Genomic DNA, 26,782 nt, shown 5'->3' on the forward strand with positions numbered 1-26,782 from the left:
GAGTGTCGATCATGGCCGCATCCATGGAGGAAAGACCGGTAAGTGATCCGCATCTGCGGCCGGCGGGATTGCGCGGCGTCGCCGCCGATCTGTCATCGGACCAGCGGGCGTTCAAGAACGTCTCCTGGGGCAAGGCGATGATGTGGATATTCATCCTGAGCGATATCTTCATTTTCGGCTGTTTCCTGCTGGCCTATATGGCGGCGCGCATGTCGGCCACCGCGGCCTGGCCCAATCCTAGCGAGGTTTTCGCGCTCACGATTGCCGGCCGGCACATTCCGTTGATCCTGATTGCCATCATGACCTTTGTTCTCATCAGCAGCAGCGGCACGATGGCCATGGCCGTCAACTTCGCCTATCGCCGCGACCGTCGCAAAACCGCCGCGCTGATGGTGGCGACGGCGGCGCTTGGCGCGACATTCGTGGGAATGCAGGCATTCGAATGGAGCAAGCTGATCGCGGAGGGCGTTCGTCCCTGGGAAAACCCGTGGGGTGCGGCGCAGTTCGGTTCGGCTTTCTTCATGATCACGGGCTTTCACGGCACCCATGTTTCCATCGGCGTCCTGTTTCTTCTCATCGTCGCGCGCAAGGTGTGGCGGGGAGATTTCGATGAGGAAAGGCGGGGGTTCTTCACCAGCCGCAAGGGGCAATACGAGATCGTCGAGATAACCGGGCTTTACTGGCACTTCGTGGATCTGGTGTGGGTCTTTATCTTCGCATTCTTCTATCTGTGGTGAGTGAGGATGGCATCATGGCACAGCAACAGTCACAACAGGGACAGCAGCATCCGATAAGACTTTACATGGTGGTCTGGGGACTGCTTTTCGTCCTCAGCGCCTTCTCCTATATGGTCGATTATCTCGGCATTCAGAGCTATCCGAGATGGTCCCTGATCATCCTGTTCATGATCCTGAAGGCGGGGTTGATCATGGCGATTTTCATGCACATGGCCTGGGAACGGCTGGTCCTGATCTACGCCATCCTGCTTCCACCGCTTCTCGTGCTCGTCTTCGCAGCCCTGATGGCCTCGGAATCCAACTATACGGCTCTTACCCGGGTGACCTTCATGGGCGCCGGTTCTTGAGACCCATTTGCGCCGGAATGCGTGGGGCCTCAACCGATCTGAAATCCGTGGGCCAGCGGGTCGCGGTCATCCACGAATATCGTGTTGTGCCCAATGATCCGCGCCCAGCCTGAAACGCTCGGGACGATGCCCCTGAAGCCGCCGATTTCCGTGTCCTGCTCGATCCTGCCTTCGAAGATCGTGCCGATCAGGCTTTCCTGACGGAATGTGTCCCCGGTTTTCAGACGACCCTTGCCATGGAGTTGCGCTATGCGGGCCGAGGTGCCGGTGCCGCCGGGCGACCTGTCGATGGCCTTGTCACCGTAAAAGACTGCGCCCCGCCCATCTGCATTGGCGGAAACCGGTTGGTCGCACCAGATGGCGTGATGCACGCCGCTTATTCTTTCATTTTCTGGATGAACCGGATGGCAAAGCTCAGAAAGCGCGGTCCGCAGCTTGCGGCTGAGATCGACGATATCGCTGGCCGACATGCCGTCGAGACCGGGCCAGACGGCTTGCGGCTCGACCACCGCATAATAATTGCCGCCATAGGCGATATCGACAACGAGCCTGCCAAGACCGGGGACCTCGACCTCCAAGTCGGCGGCGTGAAGGTAGCTCGCGACATTGATCATGCGGACGGATTCGACGAATTCTCCGGGCTTCTCATATTCGATATCGACCTTTCCCGCAGGGGTTTCTATCGACAGTCTTCCCGGCACTCTCGGGGTGACGAGACCCTCCTCGATTGCCGCTGTCACAAGACCGATCGTGCCGGCGCCGCACATGGGCAGGCAGCCGCTGACCTCGATGAATATCACGGCGAAATCGCAGTCTTGCCGATGCGCCGGATAGATGATCGCGCCTGACATCACATCGTGCCCGCGTGGTTCGAACATCAAAGCCTGCCGGATCCAGTCATGGTCCCGGACGAATATGTCGCGACGCTCGGCTATGGGGAGATTCGGCAAGAGCGGTCCGCCGCCAGCCACGAGGCGAACCGGATTTCCGCAGGTGTGGGCATCGATGCAGAAGAAGCTCTTGCGCATGGGGTGTTTCTTCCTAGTGCGCGCCGCTTCCTGCAACCGATGTCCGGCGGCCTCGCAACGCCCCTCTGGACAGGCGGTCGAGGAAAATGGCGATGGCGACGATGGCAAGGCCGGCCCTCAGGCCCGGACCCATTTCCATGCGCGTCAGACCGCGCGTGACTTCAGCACCCAGTCCACCGGCTCCGACAAGCCCTGCGAGTACGACCATGGCAAGAGAAAGCAGAATGCACTGGTTGAGGCCGACCAGAAGCGTGGGCGTGGCCGACGGGATTTCGATCTTGAACAGGATGGACCGGGGTGAGGCGCCCGTCGCCTGCCCAAGCTCCAGAAGATCCTTGGGCACCTGGTTGAAGGCGAGCGTCGTGAGACGCAGCATGGGCGGGACCCCGTAAACGATGGTCGCGATAATTGCGGGAACACGGCCGAGGCTGAAGATCATGACGGCCGGGATCAGATAGACCCATGGCGGCACGGTCTGCATGATGTCGAGCACTGGGCGAAGGTATGTTTCGAACCGCTTGTAGCGCGACGCCAGAATGCCGAGCGGGAAGGCGACCGATACCGAAATGGCCACGGCCACGGTCACCAGCGCCAGCGTCTGCATCGACTCCCGCCACAGGCCCGCGAAGAAGCAGAATGACAGCGCAGACACCGTCACCATCGCGGCCTTGAGGTTGATGGCGAAGAAGGCGAGCAGGGTCGCCGCAGCGATCAGGGCAAAGGCGGGCGGATAAAGCAGTGCGGCTTCGATTGCACCGAGAACCGCCTCGACGATATTGGTCACCTCTGCGAAAAACGGGTGGAAATTGGTGTTCAGCCAATCCACAGCGGGGGCGAGATAGGTGCCCGGTGAAAACCGGAAGAGATCGAAGTTCATCTTGCACCTGCCTTGACGCGGCGGGCCGCGCTTTGCGTGAGCCGGTCCAGCACCATGGTCAGAATGACGATGGCGATTGCGGCATTGATGGAGGTGGCGACATCCAGCGTGCGCACGGCCCCATAGATCGTCTCGCCGAGGCCGCCGGAACCGACGATGCCGGCAATGACGACCATGCCGAAGGCCATCATCAGGCTCTGGTTGATACCGGCCATGACGCTTGGAATGGCGAATGGCAGGCGGATTTTCGTGAACATCTGCCAGGGCGTCAGTCCGCTTGCGTGACCGAGTTCGATGAATTCCCGGGGCGTCATGCGGATGCCGAGCGAGGTCAGCCGGATGGCGGGCGGCATGGCGACGATGAAGGTGGCGATGAGCGCGGTCGCCGGCCCATATCCCAGAAGCGCGATTGCAGGCAGAAGATAGATATAAGGCGGCATGGTCTGGATCAGGTCGAGGACGGGTTCCAGCACCCTGTCCAGCGATTTGGCGAAGCCCGCGAGGATGCCGACCGGTATTCCGACCAGCAGCGCGAGAATTGTCGCCGTGGCGACGAGCGCCAGCGTGCTCATGGTTTCGGTCCACAGTCCCATGGTCGCGCAGAACAGCAGCGCAACGCCGGCAAGAATGCCGGCCGTCAGGTTGATCAGCCGCCAGCCGAGCAGTGCAGCGACAAGCGCGATGACGACCGGTGGGGCAAGCTGGAGAAACCAGAGGATGCCGTCATAGCTGCCCTCAAGCAACCGGCTGACGAAATCGAACAGCCCTTCGCCGTTATCGCCGATCCAGCCAAGCGCATCCTCCGTCCAGGTGTCGAAACGGTCGGTGATGATCGAAGTATCCATGACCATCCCTCCGCCTAAGCCGCCGCGAATTCTTCGCCGGGCGTTCCGGCAACGCCGCGCAGCAAGCCGCGTGTCGTGACGACACCAATCACGGCATCGTTCTCAACCACCGCAACCGCATCCTGGTTAGACTGCATGGTCAGGTCGATCAGCGCCCCGATGTCGGCTTCCGGCGAGGCCTTGAGCAGCGTGCCGATATCGCATTGCGGCTGCGAGGCTGCGAATTCGGTGACCGGCTGCATGACCGAATGCGCCTTCACCAGATGAATTCTGGAAATGCCCGCGACGAAGTCGGCGACATAGTCGTCGGCCGGTTTGGTGACGATATCCTCGGCGGTCCCGACCTGTACGATGACGCCGTCCTTCATGATCGCGATGCGGTCGCCGATGCGGATCGCTTCCTCGAGGTCGTGGGTGATGAAGACGGCGGATTTGCCGAGCGATTTCGTCAATTGGCGGAACTCATCTTGCAACTGACGGCGGATGAGGGGATCGAGCGCGCTGAACGGCTCGTCCATGAGAATGATTTCGGGGTCGGCGGCCAGCGCACGGGCAAGGCCGACACGCTGCTGCATGCCGCCCGACAATTCTGCGGGATAACGTGACGTCCAGTCGGCCAGCCCGACTTTCTCAAGGGCTTCGCGCGCCACGCGGTTGCGTTCGTCCTTCGCGACGCCGCGTACTTCAAGACTGAAACCGGCGTTTTCCAGCACGGTTCGATAGGGCAGCAGCGCCACGCTCTGGAAGACCATGGCGATGTTGCGGGCGCGCAGCTCACGCAGTTCGGCGGCGTTGAGCCTGGCGATATCCTTGCCCTTCACCGTGATTTTGCCGACGCTCGGCTCGATAAGACGGTTGAGAAGACGGATCAGGGTCGACTTGCCGCTGCCTGAAAGCCCCATGATGCAGAAGATTTCGCCTCGGCGCACCTGAAGGCTGGCGTCGGAGACGCCGACGACACAGTCGAAATCCTCCAGCACCTGCTTCTTGGACAATCCGCGTTCGGAGACGGCCTTGACGGCGGCCTGAGCACGCGCACCGAAAATCTTCCAGACGTTCTGGCAATCAACCAACACTTCGTTGGAATCATTCATCATAGCATCCATTGCGTTCCCCACGGGCCTGCTCGGGCCGGCCTTCAAGTTTTGGAAATCCGCGTGCGGGCCACCCTGGCGGCCCGCACGTTCAAGGTCATTCGCTCTTGATGTTTTCCCAGCGCTTCAGAAGATCGGCGTGGCTGTCGGTCCAGTCCTTGACCGCCTGATCCATCGTCTTGCCGTCGTTGACCGCGCCGTTGATCGCGGTGATATCGGCGAGCGGCACATAAACGCTGGCGATCACTTCGCGGGCATGCGGATATTCCGCGGAGAAGCCTTTCTGGCCGATCCAGTAATAGCCCTGTGCCGGCGGGAAAATGCCCTTGGGGTCCTTCAGGAATTTCAGATCGTATTTGTACATCATCCAGGAAGGCTCCCAGATGGCGACGGCGACCCATTCCTTGCGGTCGATCGCCGATTTGAGCGCGGCGGTCATCGCCGCTGTGCTGCCTTCGACGAGGGGCAGTTTCAGACCGTATTCCTTCACGGCGCTGGCGGCATCCCGCATCAGGCCGGAGCCGGGCTCGATGCCGACGATCTTGCCGCCGAATTTTTCGGCATTGTCGTTCAACTGATCGATGGAATCGATCGTCACGTATTTCGGAACCGCGATTGCCTGATAGAGACCATGCGAAACGGGAGAAATTTTCTCCAGACGCCGCTTGTTCTTGTCCCAGTAGTCCTGTGCGGCATAGTCCGTCTGCGAGGCCATGATCTGGATGTCGCCTTTGGTCAGCGCGGCATAGGCGATGCCCCATTCCGAAAAGGAAACGACCTTGACGCTGTAACCTGCGTCTTCCAGTACTTTTTTGGTAATTCCGGTGATGGGTGTGAGATCCTCCCAGGACATCGTACCCATGGTAATGGTCTTTTCTTCCGCGTGAGCGGAGAATGCCGTCATGCCGACCATTGCGGCCGCACAAAGCGCCTTCCATAAAGTCTTCATTTATCTTCTCCTAGTTTTTGTTCCCATTCTTATCGAAGACCTGCCGCCGGCTCGGTCTTCCCATTGCGCGGGAGGGTTCATCCCTCGCGGCCTGCACGCAATTCCTGCAAACGGATCACCGAATTGATTCCCAGCCACGCGAACGGTTCCGGCGGCAGCCGGGAGGGCTGAGGGTGATCCATGTATTCCTGAAGGTGCCGGGAGGTGTTGCCGGTCGCCAGTTCCGCCGCCATCATGCCGGCGAGTGTGCTTTTCACCGTGCCGAGACCATTTTCGCAGCAGGCGGAAAAAAGCCCTTCTTCGATCTCGCCGAAAGCGGGCACGTGGTTGCGGCTGAGGCAGATGCGCCCGGCCCAGCTATGCTCGAACGCTATGCCCTTGAGACCGGGAAAGCGGGCGTCGAGCGAGCGCCGATGCGCGTCCACCATCTTCGAGAGCCGCTGCTCTCTCAGCGAAAGGGTGGTGTCGTAGGTATATTTCGTGCGGATTGCGATGCGCGACTGGCCGCCGGAGGTGATCTTCCTGACGGTCGCCCCCATGGCGTCGGCGGGAAGCAGCGCCCAATTGTCATGTCCGGAAGTCTTGCGGCCGAAATCCTCCGCAGGAAACGGCGCCGTCATCGAGGCATAGGCGAAGATGTGCATCAGCCGGCCTTGAAAGTGGCCGAAATCATCGATGTGCCCGTTGACCCCGAGAACGACCTTTGGGGCGGTGACGCTGCCGCGCGGGCACATGGCGGTCCACACGCCGCCCTCACGTTTCAGGGCGGTCACCGGCGAATGTTCGAACAGGTCCACCCCGCGCGAAAGGCCGGCGGCGAATTCGCGGATATAGTCCGCCGGCTGGATCAGCACTGCGCCCGGCGTATAAAGCCCGCCGAGATAATACTCCGATCCGGTCAGCGCGCGCATCTGCGCGGCGTCGAGGAAACTGTGCTTCTCGCCAGCGTTTTTCAGCGACAGGCCGAAACTTTCATTGAGCTTCATGCCGCGTGCGGTTGCGGCGGCATTTATCTTTCCGGCCGGATCGAATGTCTGGTGCGACATGCCGTATTCCGCGGCGGCTCCGGCGGCGAATTTTATCGCCGAGCGGTTCTGTTCCATCTCGACTTTGGTGGCATCGGCAGCGCCGCTCGAATATTCACCGGATGCGAGATTGTGCGGGACGTCGATCATGAAGCCCGAATTGCGGCCCGAGGTTCCTTTGCCCACCTCGCTCGCATCGAGAATGACGATGCTGTCGCCGGGGCAAAGCTCCAGCAGACGGCGGGCGGCGGAAAGACCGGCAAAACCCGCGCCGATGATCAACCAGTCCGCCGTGACGTTGCCTTCCAGGCTGCGGACCGGGAAGGAACGTTTGCTGATCGCCTCCCAGCCCGAGATGCCGTTTTCGACCGGCAAACGTTTGACGGACCGGCTCGTCATCTGACCGTCTCGTCCACCGAACGATCCGATATGTCGATCCAGATCGTCTTGAGTTCGCAATAATTGTCGTGCGCGAAAATCGATTTGTCGCGCCCGCCGAAACCGGATTCCTTGTAGCCGCCGAAGGGCGTTGTGGCGTCGCCCTCTCCGAAGCAGTTGACGGTTACGATGCCGGCGCGGATGTCGCGCGACAGCCGGATCGCCTTGCGCAGGCTTGCGGTATAGACGCAGGCCGCAAGGCCGTAATTGGTGTCGTTGGCGAGAGCCACCGCCTCGGCGAGCGTGTTGAAGCTCGTCACCGACAGGATCGGGCCGAAGATTTCTTCCTGGAAGAGACGGCTCGACGGCGTCACACCGTCGACCACCGTGGGTTCGATGAAGATACCCTTTTCGGTCTTGCCGCCGTGAACGATGGAGAGCTTTTCGGTCTTCACGTCGTCGAGGAAGGAGTGAACCTTGTCGAAATGGGCCTTGCTAACCAGCGCGCCGACACGGTTTTCCGGGTCGAGCGGGTCTCCCATCTTCCATTCGCGCATATAAGCGCCGATCCGCTGGAGCAGCTCGTCCTTGATTTTCGCATCGACGATCAGCCGCGAGGAGGCCGAGCAATTCTCGCCCATGTTCCAGAATGCGCCGTTGACGACTTGTTCGGCAACGAGATCGAGGTCTTCGGCATCGTCCAGCACCACCGCCGGGTTCTTGCCGCCGCATTCGAGCACGACGCGCTTGAGGTTGGAATCGGCGGCATAACGCAGGAACCGCCGTCCGGTCGGTGTCGAGCCGGTGAAAGCCACCATGTCGACATCCATATGCATGCCGATCGGTTCGCCGACTTCCTTGCCGCCGCCGGTGACGACATTGAAGACGCCGGCGGGAATGCCCGCCTCATGGGCCAGTTCGGCGACACGCAAAGTCGTCAGCGTCGTTTCCGCAGCCGGCTTGACGATGACCGAGCAGCCGGAGGCAAGCGCCGGGCCGATCTTCCATGCCAGCATCAGCAGCGGGAAGTTCCAGGGCAGGACACAGCCGACGACGCCGACGGGTTCGCGCACGATCATGGCAAGCGCGTTGCCGGTGACCGGTGCAGTATTGTCGTAAAGCTTGTCGATCAGCTCGGCATGCCAGCGAATGGTATGGATCGTATCGGGAACGTCGACCGTCTGGCACTCGCGGATCGGCTTGCCGCTGTCGAGGCTTTCCATGACCGCCAGTTCGTGCCGGTTGCGCTCAAGCAGTTTGGCGAATTCCAGCAGGATTTCCTTGCGTTCCGCAGGTGCGAGCTGACGCCAGCGGCCGTCTTCGAAGGCTTCCCGCGCTTTTGCGACTGCGTAGTCGACATCGCTTGCGTCACAGGCGGCGATATCGGCGAGTTTCTCGCCGGTGGCGGGGTTGGTCGAGACAAATGTCTTGCCGGATTTGGCCGGGATGAAAGCGCCGTCGATGAAGGCGTTGGCGGGCAATTGAAGATCGGCGGCAATCGCCCGGTATTCGGCGGCGGTCAAAGGTTCATGCATGATTGGCTCCCGACGTGATCTGGGCAACGGTGCGCTTCAGGGTGGCGACGACAGTCTGGAGAGTGCGTTTTTCCTCGGAATTGAGCGGCCTGAGCGGCGCGCGGACGGGACCTGCCTTCAGGCCGATGATCTCGCAGCCGTGCTTGATGGACTGCACGAATTTTCCGCATTCGAGGAAATCCATCAGCGGCAGCATCGCGGTCATGATCGCGCGGCCCTTGTCGAAATTCTTTTCCAGAACGCAGGCCTCATAGAGCGCCACATGTTCGCGCGGCAGGAAATTCGAGCCTGCACAGACCCAGCTCCGCGCCCCCCAGGCGAAGAACTCCAATGCCTGGTCGTCCCAGCCGCAGGAGAGCGCGATATGCGGGAACTTACGGGCGAGGCGATGCAGATTGCCCATGTCGCCGGAGCTTTCCTTGATGGCGACGACATTTCTCGATTTTCCGACGCGGGCGAAATAGTCCTCACCCATCATCACACCCATGCGGGCGGGGTAGTTGTAGAGCATGATCGGCAGGTTGGCGGCGCGGTCGACGGCAAGGGCGTGGACGGCATTTTCGCGCTCCGTCGGCAGGGCATAGGGCGGAGAGGAGACGAGAATGGCGTCTGCCCCGATTTCCTTCGCGGCCTTCGCATATTCAATGGAATCCTCGGTGCGCGTGGCCCCGGTGCCGACGATCAGCGGTAGCCGCGAGCCGATCACTTGCCGGGCGTAAGCCGCGAGATCGAAGCGCTCCTGCGCCGTCTGAGCGTAATATTCACCCGTGGAACCGCCGACGATGATGCCATGCACCTTCGCCTCTATGAGCTGTTCCAGAACGGCTGCAAAACCGTCACGGTCGATCTCTCCCTCCGGCCCGAGCGGCGTGATCGCCGGGGTATATATGCCTTCGAACTTCAAGACGATTTCTCCATCGCTGCAACGGGCACCTCGACGAGGGCATCCGCCTTCATTCCCTGTGGTGCGATGAACATTTCCATGTTCTCGCGCGACAATTCCCAATGTTCGAAGACCAGATCGACGACCGCGTCCTCGTCATGCTTTTCAATCGCGGCGATGAAGCCGTCATGGTGCTCGACGGCCAGTTTCAGGCGCTCGCGCATGTCGTCATTGCGGGGTCGGTAAAAGGTGTGGCCGATGCGGGCGTGGTCGATCAGCAGGCGGCCGAGGCTTGCCTGCAGGTAGACATTCCCGGACATGTCGCCGATCAGGGCGTGAAAATGGTTGTTTTCCACCACCATGGACGGAGCATCGCCCGTTGCGCTCGCCTTGCGGAACCGTTCCTGCGTGTCCTTCAGTTCACCGAGCTGTTTCGGCCGGAAATTCTGCACGGCGAGGCGGCCGATCGCGGCATAGATCATCGGGGCGACGAGAAAGAAGTGTCGCAGAGTCTGGTGGTTCATCGGAATGACGCGCGCACCGCGATTGGCCCGGATATCGATATAACCTTCACCCTCGAGACGGCGGAAGATTTCCCGGACAGGGGTGCGCGAAAGGCCATAGCGCGCGCCGAGGCTCACCTCATCCAGATCTTGGTCGGGGTCGAGTTCCATCGTCAGAATCTGGTGCTTGATATCTTCGTACAAGCCATTCTTGCCGTTCTTCATCCAAACCTCCTGCCCAAACCGGTGCGGGCGCATTCCATTCATGTCGACGATGAAAAGCTGGCACGGGTTCTCGAATGAGTCAATGAAATTGTATAATTTCGTTATACATTGCTTATAAGAAAATTATTCATTTTGAGGAAATCGCACACCAAAAAGACGTGCAATATATTGAATATATTGCGCTTTAAGGAATGTTCGTTGTTTGCGAAAGCTCGATGATCCTGCCCCGTCGCACCCCCTGCCGTGCGGCAGAAGGCTGGTTCACACCGGTGACTGAAGGATGTTCAGGATTGTGGAAGCAGGACGCCGACGGCGAATTCCTCGTCGGTTGCGACGTGGCCGGCTTGAGTCTTGCGATACTCGCTGGGGGTGAAACCGCGCTCGGCTCGTAGCGTGCGGGAAAGGTGCGGCGCATCGCAAAAACCGGTGGCGAGCGCAATCTGGGTGATGCTGTCACGCGTCGTGCGCAGCAGCGACAAAGCGCGATCCAGCCGCAGTTCGAGATAGACCTTGGAAGGCGTTGCGCCCAGGTCGGCGAGGAAACGCCGTTCGAGGCTGCGGCGGCCAAGGCCGAGATCATTCGCCAGTTCCAGCACGGTTCTCGGAACCTCGATATTCTGCTGCATCCGCAGGATCGCTTTTTTGACGAGGGGATCGTTGGCCTTGCGTGCGCTCTGCTGGCCGGGTTGAGGCTTTTCGCCGCTTAGCGCGCTGTCGATCATCATGATGTTGAGGCTTTTGATGGCGGCGGACTGGCCGACATGACGCTCGACGAGGAAGGCTGCCAGATGCGCGGCGCCGTGGCCGCCGGAACAGGTCAGCCGGTCGCGGTCGATGACGAAAATCTGGTCGGAGATCATCTGGACGGTATCGAAACGGTCGAGAAAATCCTGATGGTGGAACCAGCTCACACAGCAGCGATAACCGTCGAGCAGGCCGGCCTCGTGCAGGATGAAAACGCCGGTGCACAGCCCGACGATGGGAACGCCGGCCGCCGCCCGCTCTTTCAGGAAGCGCAGCGCCTCCTGCGGCAGGGCGCTGTGATCGCTGATCAAGCCGCCGACAACGACGATATAGTCGTAGTGCCCGGCGTCCATCAGCCGTGTATCTGGCTGCACCTTCACGCCGCAGCTCGACTGCACGCTGCTCATGGTTGCCGAGAGCACCGACCATTCGCACAGGATAGGCCGTGAACGGTCCGCCTCATCGGCCGCAAGACGCAGCACATCGACGAAATTCGCGAAGGCCGACAGCGTGAAGCGGTCTGCAAGCAGGAAGGCGACGCTGAGGCGTTTTCTGGCGCGGTGTGAGGTCATGACGCAAATATTCATGCAAACAGACGCGATTGTCCAGCCGGGGCGCGGCAAATGCTCTACCCTTTTTTTGTGCCGCATTGTCCGACGCCGAAGCGAGATCGCTTCGGCTGGAAATGCTCCAGCTTTTACGACACGAGATTTTCCAACCATCGGGTCCGCTCATGACGCGTTTTAATGCCTTCAATCTTTTGCGGAATGCCCTGACCGGCCACAAGAACTGGGACGAGCAATGGCCCGACAGTCAGCCGAAAGCCGAATATGACGTGGTCATCGTCGGCGCCGGCGGCCATGGTCTGGGCGCTGCCTATTATCTGGCCAGCCAGCACGGCATCACCAATGTCGCCGTCATCGACAAGGGCTGGCTCGGCGGCGGCAATACCGGCCGCAACACCACGATCATCCGCTCGAACTATCTCTATGACGAGAGCGCCCGTCTTTACGATCACGCCGTCGATCTGTGGGAAAATCTCAGTCAGGAATTGAATTACAACGTCATGTATTCAAGGCGCGGCGTGCTGATGCTGGCGCATAACGTGCATGATGTGCAGAGCTTCAAGCGCCACATCCATTCCAACCGTTTGAATGGTGTGGACAATCGTTGGCTCACCCCGGAAGAGTGCAAGGACTATTGCCCGCCGCTCAGCATCGCGCCGAATGCCCGCTATCCCGTCATGGGCGGCGCGCTTCAGGAACGGGCCGGCACGGCCCGTCACGATGCCGTCGCCTGGGGTTATGCGCGCGGCGCCGCCGCCCGTGGTGTCGATATCATCCAGAACTGCCCGGTCACGGCCATTCGCCGCAACGCCGACGGCTCCGTCGCGGGCGTCGAGACGGCGAGGGGCTTCATCAAGGCGAAGAAGGTCGCGGTTTCGGCTGCCGGCCACACCTCGGTCGTCATGGACACGGCTGGCGTGCGTCTGCCGCTGGAAAGCTATCCGTTGCAGGCGCTGGTGTCGGAGCCGATCAAGCCGATCTTCCCCTGCGTGGTCATGTCGAACGCGGTCCACGCCTATATCAGCCAGTCCGACAAGGGCGAGCTGGTGATCGGTTCGGGCACGGACCAATATACCTCCTATTCGCAGCGCGGCGGCCTGCCGCTGATCGAGCATACCATCGCGGCCATCGTCGAGATCTTCCCGATCTTCAACCGCATGCGGATGCTGCGTAAATGGGGCGGCATCGTCGATGTGACGCCGGATCGCTCGGCCATTCTCGGCAAGACGCCGGTTGCCGGCCTTTACGTCAATTGCGGCTGGGGTACCGGCGGTTTCAAGGCCACGCCCGGCGCTGCCCATACCTTCGCCTGGACCATCGCCAAAAACGAACCGCATCCGATCAACGCGCCGTTCACGCTGGAACGTTTCCGTTCCGGCCGCCTGATCGACGAAGCGGCCGCCGCCGCCGTGGCGCACTGAGGATAGAACCATGCTGCTGATCCGCTGCCCCTATTGCAACGAAACACTGCCCGAAGCCGAATTCACCTATGCCGGGCAGGCCCATATTAGCCGCGCCGCCGATCCCTCGTCGCAGACCGATGAACAATGGGAAGAATTCCTGTTCATCCGCGAAAACGTCAAGGGTCCGCATTTCGAGCGCTGGCGGCACCTGCATGGCTGCGGCCGCTTCTTCAACGCCGTGCGCGACACGGTGAGCGACCGTTTCCTCACGACCTATCGGGCGGGCGAGCCGCGTCCTGAACTTTCTTCCCTGACCCGTGCACCAGCCAGTTCCGAGGTGTCGAAATGAACTCCTATCGCGTTTCCGGCCGTGGCCGTGTGGATGCCGCCCGCTCCGTGAGCTTCACCTTCGACGGCAAGACCTATCGCGGTGTGAAGGGCGATACGGTCGCCTCCGCACTTCTCGCCAATGGCGTGCATCTGATGGGCCGCTCGTTCAAATACCACCGCCCGCGCGGCCCGGTGGCGGCGGGTTCCGAGGAGCCGAATGCGCTGATCGGCACCCGCCGCAGCGTCGGACGTTTCGAGCCGAACACCCGCGCCACGGTGCAGGAAATCTGGAACGGGCTGGAAACCACCTCGCAAAACAAATATCCGAGCCTGAAATTCGATATCGGCGCGGTCAACGACATGGCCTATATGCTGTTTTCGGCGGGCTTCTATTACAAGACCTTCATGTGGCCGAAGAGCTTCTGGAACAAGGTCTATGAGCCCTTCATCCGTGCGGCGGCGGGTCTCGGCGTTTCGCCGACGGAGGAGGACCCCGACACTTATGCCTCGCGCAACCTGCATTGCGATGTGTTGATCGTCGGCGCCGGTCCCGCTGGTCTCGCGGCGGCGCGTGCGGCGGCGGTCGATGGTCTGAAGGTCGTGCTGGTCGATGAAAATGCCGAAGCCGGCGGCACGCTTTTGTCCGAACCGCAGGCGAAGATCGACGGCAAGCCCGCATGGAACTGGCTGGCGGATGAGTTGAAGGCGCTGAAGGAGCGCGGCGTCCGGGTCATGACCCGCACGACGGCGATTGCCTATTACCACCAGAACATGATCGGCCTCTGCGAAAAGCTGACCGACCATCTGGAAACCGTGCCGAAGGATACGCCGCGCGAACGCCTGTGGCGCGTTCGGGCACGTCAGGTGGTGCTGGCGCAGGGCGCGCTGGAAAAGCCGCTGGTCTTCCATGGCAACGACCGGCCGGGCGTGATGCTGGCAGGCTCCGCCCAGACCTATCTGAACCGTTATGGCGTCAAGGTCGGCAACAGGCCGGTGGTGGTGACGAGCCATGATAGCGCCTGGTATGCCGCCTTCGATCTTCACGGCGCGGGCGCGCGTGTTCAGGCCATTGTCGATACCCGCGCCAAGGTGCGCGAGGAACTGGTGAACGAAGCGCGCGCGCTCGGCATTCCGGTCAAGCTGTCGCATACGGTCACGGCGACCTCGGGCCGGCTGCGGGTCAAGTCTGTCCGGGTCAATGCGGTTAGTGGCGCGTCGGTCGGTGCGGGACAGGAAGTTGCCTGCGACGCGGTGCTGATGTCGGGCGGCTGGACGCCGTCGCTGCATCTCTTCTCCCATACGCAGGGCAAGATCGCCTGGGATGATGAACGGACTACGTTCCTTCCTGCCCTCACTAACGAGGATTGCGTGATTGCCGGGGCCGGGCGAGGGCTGTGGGGCATCGAGGTGGCGCTGAAGGACGGTGCGGAACGGGGCCGTGAAGTTGCCGCCGCACTCGGCAAGGCCGCCAATAGTTCCAGCCATGCGGTGGAACATGATCGTACCGGCAGCGGCGTCTCGCACACGGAACTGCTGAGCGACCGCGATGCCGGCAAGGCCAAGGCTTTCGTGGATTACCAGAACGACGTGACCGCCAAGGATCTGAGGCTCGCCGTGCGTGAGGGCATGCGCTCCATCGAGCATGTCAAGCGCTACACCACCAACGGCATGGCGACAGATCAGGGCAAGATGTCCAACATCAACGGTCTCAACATCGCGGCGGAAGCGCTGGGCAAGCGCCAGCCGCAGGTGGGGCTGACCACCTTCCGTCCGCCTTATACGCCAACGACCTTCGGAGCGTTTGCGGGTTATCACCGTGGCGCGCATTTCGAAGTGACGCGCAAGACGCAGATCGACGGTTGGGCTGAGGAGCATGGCGCGGTTTATGAGCCGGTCGGGCAATGGCGTCGCGCCTGGTATTTCCCCAAGCCGGGTGAAGACATGGATGCGGCGGTCGGGCGTGAATGCCGGGCGGTGCGCCAGAGCGTTGGTATTTTCGATGCCTCGACGCTCGGCAAGATCGAGGTTGTCGGTCCCGATGCGGTCGAGTTCATGAACCGCATGTACACCAATCCCTGGACGAAGCTTGCCGCCGGCCGCTGCCGTTATGGCCTGCTGCTCGGCGATGACGGTTTCATTCGCGACGATGGCGTCATCGGCCGCATGACCGAGGACCGTTTCCACGTCACTACCACCACCGGCGGCGCCGCGCGAGTGCTGAACATGATGGAGGATTATCTCCAGACCGAATGGCCGGATCTCAACGTCTGGCTGACCTCGACCACCGAACAGTGGTCGACCATTGCGCTGAACGGCCCGAACGCGGCAAAGCTGCTTACGCCGCTGGTGGAAGGTGTCGAACTGACGGAAGAGGCCTTCCCGCATATGTCCTGCGTGGAATGCACGGTGGCCGGCATGCCGGCGCGGCTGTTCCGCGTCAGCTTCACTGGCGAAATCGGCTTCGAGGTCAATGTGCCGGCGCCGCTCGGCCGCAAGCTCTGGGAAATCCTGTGGGAGGCTGGCCAGCAATATGGCATCACGCCTTACGGCACGGAAACCATGCATGTGCTGCGCGCCGAAAAGGGTTACATCATCGTCGGCCAGGACACCGATGGCACGGTTACGCCCTATGATGCGGCGATGGGCTGGGCCGTGGGCAAGAACAAGCCCGATTTCGTCGGCAAGCGCGGCCTTGCCCGCCCCGATCTCGTCGCCAAGGGCCGCCGTCACCTCGTCGGTCTTCTGACTGAGGACCGCTCGAAGCTGGAAGAGGGCGCGCAGATCGTCTTCGATCCGAAACAGCCGATCCCGATGAAAATGGTCGGCCATGTCACCTCGTCCTATCATTCGGATGCGGTTGGCCAGCCGATTGCGCTGGCGCTGGTTGAGGGCGGTCATGAGCGGATGGGCGAGACCGTCTACATTCCGATGCTGGACCGCACCATTGCCGCGAAAATCACCGGGATGGTCTTTGTCGATCCCGAAAATACCCGCCTGAAGATTTGACCTGGAGATGACAATGAACATGCGCGTTTCCTCCCCCGTTCCCGGCACGCTGGCCGAGAGCAAAGCTGCCCGGGTCAGCGTTCTGACCGCGCAGGCGCGGCTGTCGCTGCGGGCGCGCGGCGATCTCGCCCCGCTCAACGCCGCCCTTGGCCTTACCCTGCCGGACCGGATCGGCCTCCGCGCCGCTTCAGGCGACATCGAGGTCCTGCGCCTTGGCCCCGACGAGTGGACCGTGCTTGCACCTGTCAGCGCGGTCGACGGGCTGATCGCCGCCTGCGCAGGTGTTTACGCCAGCCATCCGCATAGTCTCGTCGATATTTCCGGACGAGAAGTGACGCTCCTGATCGAAGGTCCGCAGGCTGCCGAATTGCTGACGCTGGGCTGCGCCCGCGATATCGACACGATTGCCGTTGGCGAGGGACGCCGGACGATTTTCGACGGCGTCAGCGTGGTTCTCTGGCGCGATGCGGAAAACCGTTTCCGCATGGATATCTGGAACAGTTTCGTATCGCATCTTGGCCATCTGCTTGAAACCGGCTGCAAGGAACTTGCGGCGGACATCGCCTGATCTCAGAGGAGAAAACAATGCTCGACCGCGTGTCACATAATACCGTTTCGGACACGGTGATCGCCGACGCCATCGCCGAGGAACTCGATCGCCAGAAGACGCAGATCGAGCTGATCGCTTCGGAAAACATCGTTTCCGCCGATGTTCTGGCGGCGCAAGGCTCGGTGCTGACCAACAAATATGCCGAGGGCTATCCCGGCAAGCGTTATTACGGCGGCTGCGAATTCGTCGATAAGGTCGAGGCGGTCGCCATCGACCGGCTGAAGCAGCTCTTCGGTGCTGAATTCGCCAATGTGCAGCCGCATTCCGGCGCGCAGGCCAATCAGGCGGTGTTTCTGGCGCTGCTTCAGCCCGGCGACCGGATCATGGGGCTATCGCTGGCCCATGGCGGCCACCTGACGCACGGTTCGCCGGTCACCATGTCCGGCAAATGGTTCGATGTTGTCTCCTATGAGGTCGATGCCGAAACCCATCTGATCGATATGGAGAAGGTTCGGGCACGGGCGCTGGAGACGAAACCGAAGCTGATCGTGGCGGGTGCATCGGCCTATCCGCGTCAGATCGATTTCGCCGGCTTCCGCAGAATAGCCGACGAAGTCGGCGCTTATCTGATGGTCGATATGGCCCATTATGCCGGGCTGATCGCCGGTGGCAAATATCCGAACCCGGTGCCGCACGCCCATGTCGTCACCTCCACCACCCACAAGACCCTTCGCGGCCCGCGCGGCGGCGTTATCCTCACCAACGATGCAGATCTCGCCAAAAAGCTCAATTCGGCGGTATTCCCCGGCAATCAGGGCGGTCCGCTGATGCATGTCATCGCCGCCAAGGCCGTGGCTTTCGGTGAGGCGCTGCGCCCGGACTTCGCGGATTATGCCGGTCAGGTCATCGCCAATGCGCAAGCCTTGGCCAAAGTGCTGACGAAGGGCGGTCTGGGGATCGTCTCGGGCGGAACCGACAGCCATATGGTGCTGGTCGATCTGCGCCCGAAAGGTGTGACCGGCAAGATCGCCGAAATCGCGCTGGAGCGGGCGGGGCTCACCTGCAACAAGAACGCCATTCCCAACGATCCGGAAAAGCCCTTCGTCACCTCGGGTATCCGGCTCGGCAGCTCCGCCGGCACCACGCGCGGCTTTGGCGTCGCCGAATTCGAACGGATCGGTGCGCTGATCCTGCGTGTCATCGATGCGCTGGCGGCGAATGCCGAGGGTGACGCCGCAATCGAGGCCGACGTGCGGGCGCAGGTTGCAGCGCTTTGCGACGCCTTCCCGATCTACGGTTCGTAAATGTTCCTGTCGGTCTTCGATATATTCAAGATCGGCATCGGCCCATCGTCCTCTCATACGATGGGACCCATGGTCGCGGCCGCCCGGTTTCTTGACGATCTGCGCGGCGGTGACAAGTTCCCGGGGGCCGGAGACCTGTTCGGCCTGCGGGCGAGCCTGCATGGCTCACTCGCCTTCACCGGCAAGGGCCATGCGACGGATCGCGCGGTCATTCTCGGCTTGTGCGGGCTGAAACCCGATACGCTCGATCCCGACCGGGTGGAGGAGATCGAGGCGGAAGTGCGCAGGACCGGCCTCGTCGAGCCCGAGGGGCTGCCGGCGCTGCGGTTCGATCCGGACAGGGATCTGGTCTTCGATTATGGCCCGCCGCTTCCCGGCCATGCCAACGGGCTGGTCCTCACCGCCTGCGACCGTCAGGGCAACACCTATCACCGGGAGGTCTATTATTCGATTGGCGGCGGCTTCGTCGTCACCGAAACGGAGCTGCAAAGGTCGGCCGGGGGATTGAGCGCCGGCAAGCAGCAGCCGGTGCCCTATCCTTTCAGCTCGGCGGCGGAAATGCTGCGCATGGGCCGTGCATCGGGAAAGACCATCGCTCAGATGAAGCGGGCGAATGAAGAGGTTGTTTACGGGCCGGAACTGGATGCGAGGCTGGACCGCGTCTGGGAGGTGATGGAAAGCTGCATCGAGCGGGGCCTGACGCAGGAGGGCATCCTGCCCGGCGGGCTGAAAGTGAAGCGCCGGGCGAAGGCTATCCATGCGCAACTGCAATCCGAGCGCGGACTGAACCTTACCCAGCCGCATCAGGCCAATGACTGGATGAGCGTCTACGCCATGGCGGTAAACGAGGAAAACGCCGCCGGCGGCCGCGTCGTCACCTCTCCCACCAATGGTGCTGCGGGCGTGGTGCCGGCGGTGGCGCGCTATTATCTCGACCATTGCGTCGGTGCGCACCGCGAAGGCATCCGCGACCTTCTGTTGGTGGCGGCGGCAATCGGCGGTCTCATCAAGCACAATGCCTCGATTTCGGGGGCGGAAGTCGGCTGCCAGGGCGAGGTCGGTTCGGCGGCGGCGATGGCGGCGGCGGGGCTTTGCGCGGTTCTGGGCGGCAGCAACGCGCAGGTGGAAAACGCCGCCGAAATCGCACTGGAGCATCATCTCGGCATGACCTGCGATCCGGCGGCCGGGCTCGTTCAGGTTCCCTGCATCGAGCGCAATGCGCTGGGCGCCATCAAGGCCGTCTCGGCGGCCAGCCTTTCGCTGCGTGGCGACGGCACCCATTTCATGCCGCTCGACAATTGCATCACCGTGATGCGCGAGACCGGCCGCGACATGCATGTGAAATACAAGGAAACCTCGCAGGGCGGCATCGCCGTCAACCTGCCGGAGTGCTGATCCATCAAGGGGGAGCAGGATTTGACCACCTATATCATGAAAGTCGCGTGCCCGGCGCGCAGCGGCATCGTCGCTGCCGTCTCCGGTTATCTCGCCCGGTCCGGCTGCAATATCAACGACAGTTCGCAATTCACCGATCAGGAGACGGGCCGTTTCTTCATGCGGTTGAGCTTCGTTTCCGAACAGGGATCGGGACGCGATACGCTGCTTGACGGGTTCGGTCCCGTCGCGGCGGACTTCGATATGGATTATGACATTCACGACCTTTCGCGAAAGACGAAGGTCGTCATCATGGTCTCGCGCTTCGGTCATTGCCTGAACGATCTGCTCTATCGCTCCCGCATCGGTGCGCTGCCGGTCGAGATCGTCGCCGTGATTTCCAATCATCTGGATTATCAGAAGCAGGTGGTGAACGAGGATATTCCCTTTCACCACATTCGTGTCACGCCGGAAACGAAGCCCGAGGCGGAAGCCGCGATCCTGCAGGTGGTGCGGGATAACGGGGCGGAGCTCGTGGTGCTGGCGCGTTACATGCAGGTTCTGTCGGACTCGTTGTGTCAGGAAATGTCAGGCCGTATCATCAACATCCACCATTCTTTCCTGCCGTCTTTCAAGGGCGCCAATCCCTATAAACAGGCCTATGAGCGTGGCGTGCGGCTGATCGGTGCGACCGCCCATTACGTCACCGCCGATCTCGATGAAGGGCCGATCATCGAGCAGGATACGATCCGCGTTACCCATGCCCAGAGCGCGATGGATTATGTCAGCCTTGGCCGGGATGTGGAAAGCCAGGTTCTTGCGCGGGCCATCCACGCTCATATTCATCACCGGGTCTTCCTGAACGGAAACAGGACGGTCGTTTTTCCCGCGTCTCCCGGAGAACATGTGTCTGAACGCATGGGCTGAATGCGGGTTCTTGCGGAACCGTAATTCGCGTCCTTTCTCAGTGGCTCGTCGTCATGTCGTCGCGCCAGTAACAGGCGTTGAGATAACGTTTCTTGGACAGGACCGACAACTTGTCCCGAAAGTCCTGCCATTGGGAGAACGCATTGGCGAGCCACAGGAAATAATCGCTGGTGGAAGCGGCTGTCTCCATCGCCGCCCCGCCAACATGTTCGATGAATTTTGCGGGAGATACCGTCGAGCGTGGCAACCAGCATATTTGCATGCCGGGCGGCGCGACGATGTCATATAGAGAATTCTCGGCCCGAAGGAAAATCTGGCCGTTAACATCCCCGGGCAGGTTCTCGCAGATGCGGGCGATGGCGGGTAAGGCCGTTTCATCCCCGGCCAGCAGATAGTTTTTTGCGGGCTTCATTCCCAGCCCGCACGGGCCGGACATGCCGCAAAGCGCGCCGGGACGTGCATTCCGGGCAAAGGAACATCCCGGCCCCGCATCCTCATGCAGAACGAAATCGATATCGATAAAACCGCTATCGGGATCTATCGCCCGGATCGTGTAATAGCGGACGTCGAAGGTATCCGCGGGTTCGGCAGCATTTCTAGCGGCGGGCAGATTGCGGTCGAAGCTCTTGTTCTGCTTTGCGAAATAAAGCCTGACATGGAGGTTTTTCAGCGTATTGAAACGGTGAAGACCGGTGCCGGTAAAGCGCAGGCGCTGCATGAATGGGGTGAGGCGCTGGCTGTCGACCACTGTCAGAATCCTGAAACTGTCATCCGCGAATATGGTCATGCGCGCCTTCCGATAAGTACAAGCAAAAACGGCCCGCCAACCACCGTCGCCAGGAGGCCGGCGGGTATCTGAAACGGGAAGATGAGGTTGCGCCCCAGCCAGTCGGCGATGAGCAGGATAAGCCCGCCGATCAGCGCCGCCGCCGGCAATTGCGTGCCGGCGCGCTGGAAACCCGCAAGCCGCGCCAGATGCGGCCCCATCAGGCCGGCGAAACTCAAGGGGCCCACGAGGATCGTCGCGCTTGCGGTGAGAATGGCGGAAAGCGAATAGAGACCGTTACGGCTCGCCACGACAGAGACGCCGGTATTTCTGGCGATATCTTCACCAAGCGGCAGCACTTCCAGCCAGCGGCGAATGAAGGGGGTCAAAGCAAGCCCAACAGAAAGCAGGACCGCCGCCATGACGGCTTCGCCCGGCGCGACGGCATAGGTGGAGCCGGAAAGCCAGGCGAGAAGCTGACCGAGCCTCGGGTCCTGCGATGTCATCAACACCGCCATGACGAAACCGGAGACGGAACTGAGAGCGATGCCGATCAGCAGCAGCCGGTCGCCGGAAAAACCCGGCTTGCGCGACAGGGTCAGCATCAGCAGCAAAACCGTCAGCGAACCCGCCGCACCTGCGAGGATTTGCGCGCTACGGGTGGGGGCGGCAAGGGTAAGAAGAACCAGAATGACGCCGAGCATCGCCCCGGAAGAGACACCCAGCACCTCCGGCGATGCCATGGGATTGCCGGTGACGCGCTGCAGAATGGCGCCGGCAAGTGCCAGCATCGCCCCACCGCTGAAGGCCGCGAGCGCCCTCGGCCAGCGCCAGCCGAGACCATGCAGATCGTAAAGTCCCGATAAAAACCAACCCTCCGTGTTTTTCCCGACGGAGAGTGCGACGCCTGCGGCGACGCAGAGAATGGCGATGAGACCGAGCAAAGCCGGCACGGGCGAGGCGAGACGCGCTGCCGCCGGCTGCCCCCCCGGCTGCGGCGGGGCCGGCATCTTCAGCCGCCGGATCAGCGCGAACATCAGCGGCGCGCCGAGAAGAGCGGTGACGGCGGCGGTCGGGAACAATCGATAGGTGACGGGGAAAAACAGGACGATCTGGTCGGTCAAGGTGAGCAGCAGCGCGCCAAGCGCCGCCGAATAACCAAGCTGCGCCGCCATTCGTCTTGCGCCGCAGGCGCGCGCCAGCGCCGGGGCGGCAAGGCCGATAAAGCTGATGATGCCGACGGAGGCGGTGACCACCGCCGTCAAGGCCGCCGCTACCACCAGCGTCAGCAGGCGGTAGGCGGCAAGCGACAGGCCGAGGCTTTTTGCATTGGCGTCCTCAAGCGTCATGATCGTCAGGGGGCGAAGAAGCAGCGCGACTGCGAGGACGAGCACGGCGAGACGGGGGGCCAGAAAGGAGACGGCGCTCCAGTCCTGCTGATCGAGATATCCAGCACCCCATAAAAAGATGCTGACGAGAAAATCGTGGTTGAACAGCACCAGAACGGCGCTCGCAGCACCGCAATAAAGGCTGACGATCATGCCTGCCAGCGTGACGGTGACGGGCGACAGGCCTTTGCGCCAGGAGAGTGCGAGGATTGCCAGAAGCGACAGCGCCGCGCCGGCAAAGGCGATCCATTCCGGTGCGCCCATCCATTGCGGGAACCAGAGCGTGGCGACGGCAAGCAGCAGATAGGAACCTGCCGAAATGCCGAGCGTCGCCGGTTCGGCAAGCGGATTGCGCAGAATGTTTTGCAGGATCGCCCCGACAAGGCCGAGCGTCGCACCGGTCATCAGCGCCACCACGATCCTCGGCAGCAAGGTATTGTGCAGCAGCACCTGCGCCGTCATGTCGGGATCGGGAAAAAACAGGGCTGCAAGCGGCGTCCCATCGGGCATGCGCAGGAACAGGTTGAAGCCGGTAAGGCCGGCGCAGACGATGGCGAGCGATGTGACGACGATCGCGGATATGTTCGCCGTCCGCTTCATGGCGATGCCTCACCGGCAAGGGCTTCGGAAACGAGGCGGGCGAAACGTCTTGCCGGCGGCAATCCGCCGTAAAACAGCACGTCCCTGATACGCGCCAACCGGTTTTCGCGAATGAAGGGCAAGCTTTTGATGACCGGCGCGCTGAGAAGCGTATCCAACTTCTCGCTGCTGGTATCGCCGATGCACAGAAGCCGCGCCTGCGGATGGCGGGAAAGCTGGTCGGCCGTCACTGTCGTATGACCATATTGCGACGTGTAACCATCCCAGGCGTTCTCGATGCCGAATTGATCGAGAACATTCTGGAAAAGGCTGTTCCTGCCGAAAACCAGCAGTCGCCTGCCATCTATGACCGTCGCCAGCAGCAGAGGCCGTCCGTCATAGGCGGAGAGCCGTGCGCGTGCCTGCTGCATCTCCGCGTCGAAACTTTCCTCAAATGCGTCAAACCGGCCGGGATCGCCGATCCGCGCGGCGAGCGCGATGAGAGCGTTTCTGCCACTGACTAAATGGTTTTCACCCGCAGTGATGCCGGAATCGAAAAGGTGGGTGGGGGCGATGGCGGCAAGCCGGCCGGCAGCCATGGTGAAATCGTCGCTGTGCAGGATGAGGCTTGGCCGAAGATAGTCCACAAGTTCCAGATTGGGCTCGGACCGCAATCCAAGCTCGGCGACCGAGGGCGACAGCGCCGGTTCGACGACGAGGCTGCCATAACGTTCCAGTTCCGGCATGGCTGCGGGCTGCACGCCAAGCGCCAGCAGGTTCTGCCCGCTCACCCAGTCCATGGCGACGATGCCGCCGGAACGGGCGGCCGATGACGGCCGGTTTGTAAGGAAAAAAGCACCTGTCCCACAAAGCAGCGCTCTGCGGGACAGGGAACTGCGCAGCATCATCAGAATTTCGCCTGAACCGAGAAGGAGACGGTTCTCGGCGCACCGAGATAATAGCTGTTCTGCCAGTAGTTCTCATCGGTGATGTTGCTGACATTCAGCCGGAATGTCAGCGGATTGCCGAAGTTTTCGGTGGTATAACGCAGGCCGAGATCGGCCGTGACATAGGAGGAAAGGCGGTCGTTGTTTTCGGATGTCGCCCATTGTTTGCCGGTGTAATAGAGGCCGCCGGTCAGGAAGAGACCTTCGACGGTGGGAACCTCATATTCGGCATAGACCTTGGCCAGAACATTGGCGACGTTCATGGGGCGCTTGCCGTCATAGGTTCCGCCTTCGACCCTGGCGTCAAGGAATGTCACGCCGCCGAGAATGGTAAGGTCGTCCGTCACCTTGCCGGTCGCCGTGAACTCGATGCCGCGATGGCGCTGGCGGCCGTCCTGCGTGTAGACATTGGCATCCGTCGTCAGTTCGTAGGCCTTGGAGATGTCGAACAGCGCCGCCGTCAGCAGCATGTCGCCGACATCGCCCTTGATGCCGATTTCCTTCTGCTTGCTGACCATGGGGGCGAGAATCTGCCCGCTATTTGCGGCCGTGTCCGGCGCAACGCCGCCCTGCTCAAGGCCTTCTATATAGCTGCCGTAGAGCGTCACCGCCTCCACCGGCTTGAAGAGCAGCGACGCCGAGGGCGAGAGCCTTGCTTCATCGTAGTCTGGTGCGGAGCGGGCGCCGCTGCTGTCCAGCGACTGGCTCTGGATCATGCTGTAATTGGCGCCGACGAGGGCCGACCATTGTTCGTCGAATTCGATCTGGTCGCCGACGACGAAGTTATGATTGCGCACATAGCCGGACTTGTAGAGCGTGCCGGTGTTTGGCGGGAAAGTCGGCTCGGCAATATGCCGGGGAGAGGACAGGGGGAAAGACGGCTGCCAGCCGGTATTGGGATTGTAAGTCGTACCCCAGTCCTTGCCCTGATACATGTAATAGCCGGCGGTCAGCTTGTGGGAGACCACGCCGGTGTCGAAAGAGACGTCAGCGAAAAAGTTTGCGGCGTCGAAGACGTTTTTTGTCCTGCCGGAGCGAATTGCAATCTGGGAATATTCCTCCGCGGACTGGACAAGATTCATCGTATGATCCTGAACCGGCCGGTCGATATATTCCCGCATATATCCGCCGCGCAGGGTAATGGCGTCGTTCACATCGTAGGTGAGCTTGGCCGAGTATCGTTTTTTCTCGATTTCGTCGTGAATCCAGGGCTGGCTCCAGTTCCTGCTGGCGTCGGGCGCATCGCCATGCAGCACGCCGTCTGCGAAAGCCCAGTAGGAGTTGGCGGCGTCCAGCTTGTATTTGCTGTAGGAAGCATTGAGTTCCAGCTTCAGCCGGTCGGTAATGTTCCAGTCGAAAGCGCCGCTTGCCAGAAAGCGGTCGACCTTCTGGTCATCGATGGCGGTGTCGCCCGCCGAGCGGACGATATTGAGGCGATAACCCATGTCGCCTTCCGGATCGATGCGGCCGCCGAAATCGCCATGGACGAAGGCCTGCGCGCCGCCGTAATTGCCGACCGTCACGCTGTTCAAACGTTCCTGCGTCGGGCGCTTGTAGACATAGTTGATCATGCCGGCGGGCGAGGCCGCGCCATAGAGAAAGCCCGAAAGGCCGGAAAGAACCTCGGTGCGCTCCTTGTCTTCCAGCACCGTCGCGTGGCTGTAGGACCGGCGGAAGCCGTCTTCGGCGGTGTCATAGGTGGTGAAGCCGCGAATATTGGCCATCGGCGCCCAGCCGGACATCTGCGGCGTCTGGCTGCGGATGGTCGGCAGGACGCGGTAGATATCCTCCGGGGATTGCGCCTGGATATTCTGGATCAGCTCCCTCGGCGCGACGGTGACGGAAAACGGCGTATCGCGAATGGCCGTCTGTCCGAGCAGGCCGAGAGAGGACAGGGTTTCCGTGCGGTAGCCATCCTGCGCCAGCCCGTCCTGCTGCAATACGGAGGCGCCGCGCGTGCCCTGAACCGTAATGGGTGCGAGGAGGGTGGAGTTCCCGGCTGCCGCAGCACTTGCGGCACTGACCGGCGCGGCGATGATGACGGAGGTGGCGTCGGTGAAGGAATAAACGAGGCCGGTGCCGCGCAGAAGCTCCACGATCGCCTGCTCGCGGGTTGTCGCGCGGCTGACGCCCTGCGAAAGTTTTCCGCGTGCAATCGAGGCATCGTAGGAAATCTGCGTTCCCGACAGTTTTCCGAAGGTTGCCAGCGATTTGTTCAGCGGGCCGGCCGGAACCGAATAAACCGCCTGCGCAAAGGCCGGCTGTGCCGCGATGCCGGCGGCGAGCGCCGTGGTCGTCGCCAGAAAGGCGAAAAACAGCGCGCCACGACCCTTACGACCCCTGTTTGTACCCTTATGAGCCGATGAGAACTCATTCCCCATGTGAAAGCCACTCCATTAAATCTGTCCCCGGAGACCGGCCGGCCTATGCTGGCGACGGGTTCTCTGAGGACAATACGAATGGCGTTCGAAA

At 61.5% G+C, this 26,782-nt stretch carries 23 protein-coding genes; 9 read left to right on the forward strand and 14 right to left on the reverse strand.

The features are described 5' to 3' along the window. Nucleotides 1–11: 11 nt before the first annotated feature. Both CFBP4996_RS22685 and CFBP4996_RS22690 read left to right on the forward strand, forming a co-directional pair. A complete protein-coding gene (locus tag CFBP4996_RS22685) occupies nt 12–737 on the forward strand; it encodes a heme-copper oxidase subunit III family protein (protein WP_003521989.1) in 726 nt (241 codons plus the stop codon). 14 nt (nt 738–751) lie between these two features. Further along, nucleotides 752–1,084, forward strand: coding sequence for a cytochrome C oxidase subunit IV family protein (locus tag CFBP4996_RS22690; protein ID WP_080853714.1), 333 nt, complete (start codon nt 752–754; stop codon nt 1,082–1,084). A 29-nt stretch (nt 1,085–1,113) separates the two neighbouring features. On the opposite strand, the gene CFBP4996_RS22695 is transcribed toward CFBP4996_RS22690, so the two are convergent. The 10 genes from CFBP4996_RS22695 to CFBP4996_RS22740 all read right to left on the reverse strand — a co-directional run bounded on the left by CFBP4996_RS22695 (nt 1,114) and on the right by CFBP4996_RS22740 (nt 11,757). Beyond that, complete coding sequence (locus CFBP4996_RS22695) at nt 1,114–2,112, reverse strand: 4-hydroxyproline epimerase (protein ID WP_080853713.1); 999 nt, start codon at nt 2,110–2,112, stop codon at nt 1,114–1,116. 13 nt (nt 2,113–2,125) lie between these two features. Next, complete coding sequence (locus CFBP4996_RS22700) at nt 2,126–2,989, reverse strand: ABC transporter permease (protein WP_080853712.1); 864 nt, start codon at nt 2,987–2,989, stop codon at nt 2,126–2,128. Then, complete coding sequence (locus CFBP4996_RS22705; protein ID WP_059761143.1) at nt 2,986–3,834, reverse strand: ABC transporter permease; 849 nt, start codon at nt 3,832–3,834, stop codon at nt 2,986–2,988. The genes CFBP4996_RS22700 and CFBP4996_RS22705 overlap by 4 nt, the downstream gene beginning before the upstream one ends. Nucleotides 3,835–3,848: 14 nt before the next feature. Continuing rightward, nucleotides 3,849–4,928, reverse strand: a complete 1,080-nt coding sequence (locus CFBP4996_RS22710; protein ID WP_371259727.1) for a quaternary amine ABC transporter ATP-binding protein — start codon at nt 4,926–4,928, stop codon at nt 3,849–3,851. A 97-nt stretch (nt 4,929–5,025) separates the two neighbouring features. After that, on the reverse strand, nt 5,026–5,877 hold the full coding sequence (locus tag CFBP4996_RS22715; protein WP_080853711.1) for a glycine betaine ABC transporter substrate-binding protein: 852 nt from the start codon (nt 5,875–5,877) through the stop codon (nt 5,026–5,028). 77 nt (nt 5,878–5,954) lie between these two features. After that, entirely contained in the window at nt 5,955–7,301 is a 1,347-nt protein-coding gene (locus tag CFBP4996_RS22720; protein WP_080853710.1) for an NAD(P)/FAD-dependent oxidoreductase, read from the reverse strand. Next, nucleotides 7,298–8,815, reverse strand: coding sequence for an aldehyde dehydrogenase (locus CFBP4996_RS22725; RefSeq protein WP_080853709.1), 1,518 nt, complete (start codon nt 8,813–8,815; stop codon nt 7,298–7,300). The genes CFBP4996_RS22720 and CFBP4996_RS22725 overlap by 4 nt, the downstream gene beginning before the upstream one ends. Further along, nucleotides 8,808–9,719: a dihydrodipicolinate synthase family protein gene (locus tag CFBP4996_RS22730; RefSeq protein ID WP_080853708.1), complete on the reverse strand. Its 912-nt coding sequence runs from the start codon at nt 9,717–9,719 to the stop codon at nt 8,808–8,810. Before CFBP4996_RS22730 ends, CFBP4996_RS22725 begins: the two co-directional genes overlap by 8 nt. Continuing rightward, a complete protein-coding gene (locus CFBP4996_RS22735; protein WP_059761131.1) occupies nt 9,716–10,426 on the reverse strand; it encodes a GntR family transcriptional regulator in 711 nt (236 codons plus the stop codon). The genes CFBP4996_RS22730 and CFBP4996_RS22735 overlap by 4 nt, the downstream gene beginning before the upstream one ends. A gap of 284 nt (nt 10,427–10,710) precedes the next feature. Next, nucleotides 10,711–11,757, reverse strand: a complete 1,047-nt coding sequence (locus CFBP4996_RS22740) for a GlxA family transcriptional regulator (protein ID WP_059761275.1) — start codon at nt 11,755–11,757, stop codon at nt 10,711–10,713. Between the two features lie 146 nt (nt 11,758–11,903). Between CFBP4996_RS22740 and CFBP4996_RS22745 the strand changes: the two genes are divergently transcribed. From CFBP4996_RS22745 to purU, 7 genes are read left to right on the forward strand one after another with little or no spacing between them, the layout of a single operon-like run. After that, a complete protein-coding gene (locus CFBP4996_RS22745) occupies nt 11,904–13,157 on the forward strand; it encodes a sarcosine oxidase subunit beta family protein (RefSeq protein WP_003521992.1) in 1,254 nt (417 codons plus the stop codon). Nucleotides 13,158–13,167: 10 nt separating this feature from the next. Continuing rightward, nucleotides 13,168–13,488 carry a sarcosine oxidase subunit delta gene (locus CFBP4996_RS22750; protein WP_080853706.1) on the forward strand — a complete coding sequence of 107 codons (321 nt, stop codon included), beginning with the start codon at nt 13,168–13,170 and terminating at the stop codon, nt 13,486–13,488. Beyond that, a complete protein-coding gene (locus tag CFBP4996_RS22755; protein ID WP_080853705.1) occupies nt 13,485–16,475 on the forward strand; it encodes a sarcosine oxidase subunit alpha in 2,991 nt (996 codons plus the stop codon). The genes CFBP4996_RS22750 and CFBP4996_RS22755 overlap by 4 nt, the downstream gene beginning before the upstream one ends. 13 nt (nt 16,476–16,488) lie before the next feature. Then, complete coding sequence (locus CFBP4996_RS22760; RefSeq protein WP_162936035.1) at nt 16,489–17,043, forward strand: sarcosine oxidase subunit gamma; 555 nt, start codon at nt 16,489–16,491, stop codon at nt 17,041–17,043. 17 nt (nt 17,044–17,060) lie between these two features. Then, nucleotides 17,061–18,329, forward strand: a complete 1,269-nt coding sequence (glyA, locus tag CFBP4996_RS22765) for a serine hydroxymethyltransferase (RefSeq protein ID WP_080853703.1) — start codon at nt 17,061–17,063, stop codon at nt 18,327–18,329. Further along, the gene (locus CFBP4996_RS22770) at nt 18,330–19,724 is read left to right on the forward strand and encodes an L-serine ammonia-lyase (RefSeq protein ID WP_080853702.1); all 1,395 of its coding nucleotides are present in this window, start codon (nt 18,330–18,332) and stop codon (nt 19,722–19,724) included. A 21-nt stretch (nt 19,725–19,745) separates the two neighbouring features. Further along, entirely contained in the window at nt 19,746–20,630 is an 885-nt protein-coding gene (gene purU, locus CFBP4996_RS22775; protein WP_080853701.1) for a formyltetrahydrofolate deformylase, read from the forward strand. 37 nt (nt 20,631–20,667) lie between these two features. Here purU and CFBP4996_RS22780 read toward each other — a convergent pair whose 3' ends face one another. The 4 genes from CFBP4996_RS22780 to CFBP4996_RS22795 are packed head-to-tail and all read right to left on the reverse strand — an operon-like array spanning nt 20,668 to nt 26,691. After that, the gene (locus CFBP4996_RS22780; RefSeq protein ID WP_080853700.1) at nt 20,668–21,417 is read right to left on the reverse strand and encodes a siderophore-interacting protein; all 750 of its coding nucleotides are present in this window, start codon (nt 21,415–21,417) and stop codon (nt 20,668–20,670) included. Next, nucleotides 21,414–23,384, reverse strand: coding sequence for a Fe(3+)-hydroxamate ABC transporter permease FhuB (gene fhuB, locus CFBP4996_RS22785; protein ID WP_080853699.1), 1,971 nt, complete (start codon nt 23,382–23,384; stop codon nt 21,414–21,416). The genes CFBP4996_RS22780 and fhuB overlap by 4 nt, the downstream gene beginning before the upstream one ends. Continuing rightward, nucleotides 23,381–24,271, reverse strand: coding sequence for an ABC transporter substrate-binding protein (locus tag CFBP4996_RS22790; RefSeq protein ID WP_080853698.1), 891 nt, complete (start codon nt 24,269–24,271; stop codon nt 23,381–23,383). Before CFBP4996_RS22790 ends, fhuB begins: the two co-directional genes overlap by 4 nt. Continuing rightward, complete coding sequence (locus tag CFBP4996_RS22795) at nt 24,271–26,691, reverse strand: TonB-dependent receptor (RefSeq protein WP_080853697.1); 2,421 nt, start codon at nt 26,689–26,691, stop codon at nt 24,271–24,273. The genes CFBP4996_RS22790 and CFBP4996_RS22795 overlap by 1 nt, the downstream gene beginning before the upstream one ends. Between the last annotated feature and the right edge of the window lie 91 nt (nt 26,692–26,782).

Origin of the sequence: Agrobacterium leguminum, assembly GCF_005144435.2 — a bacterium.
Classification (GTDB): domain Bacteria; phylum Pseudomonadota; class Alphaproteobacteria; order Rhizobiales; family Rhizobiaceae; genus Agrobacterium; species Agrobacterium leguminum.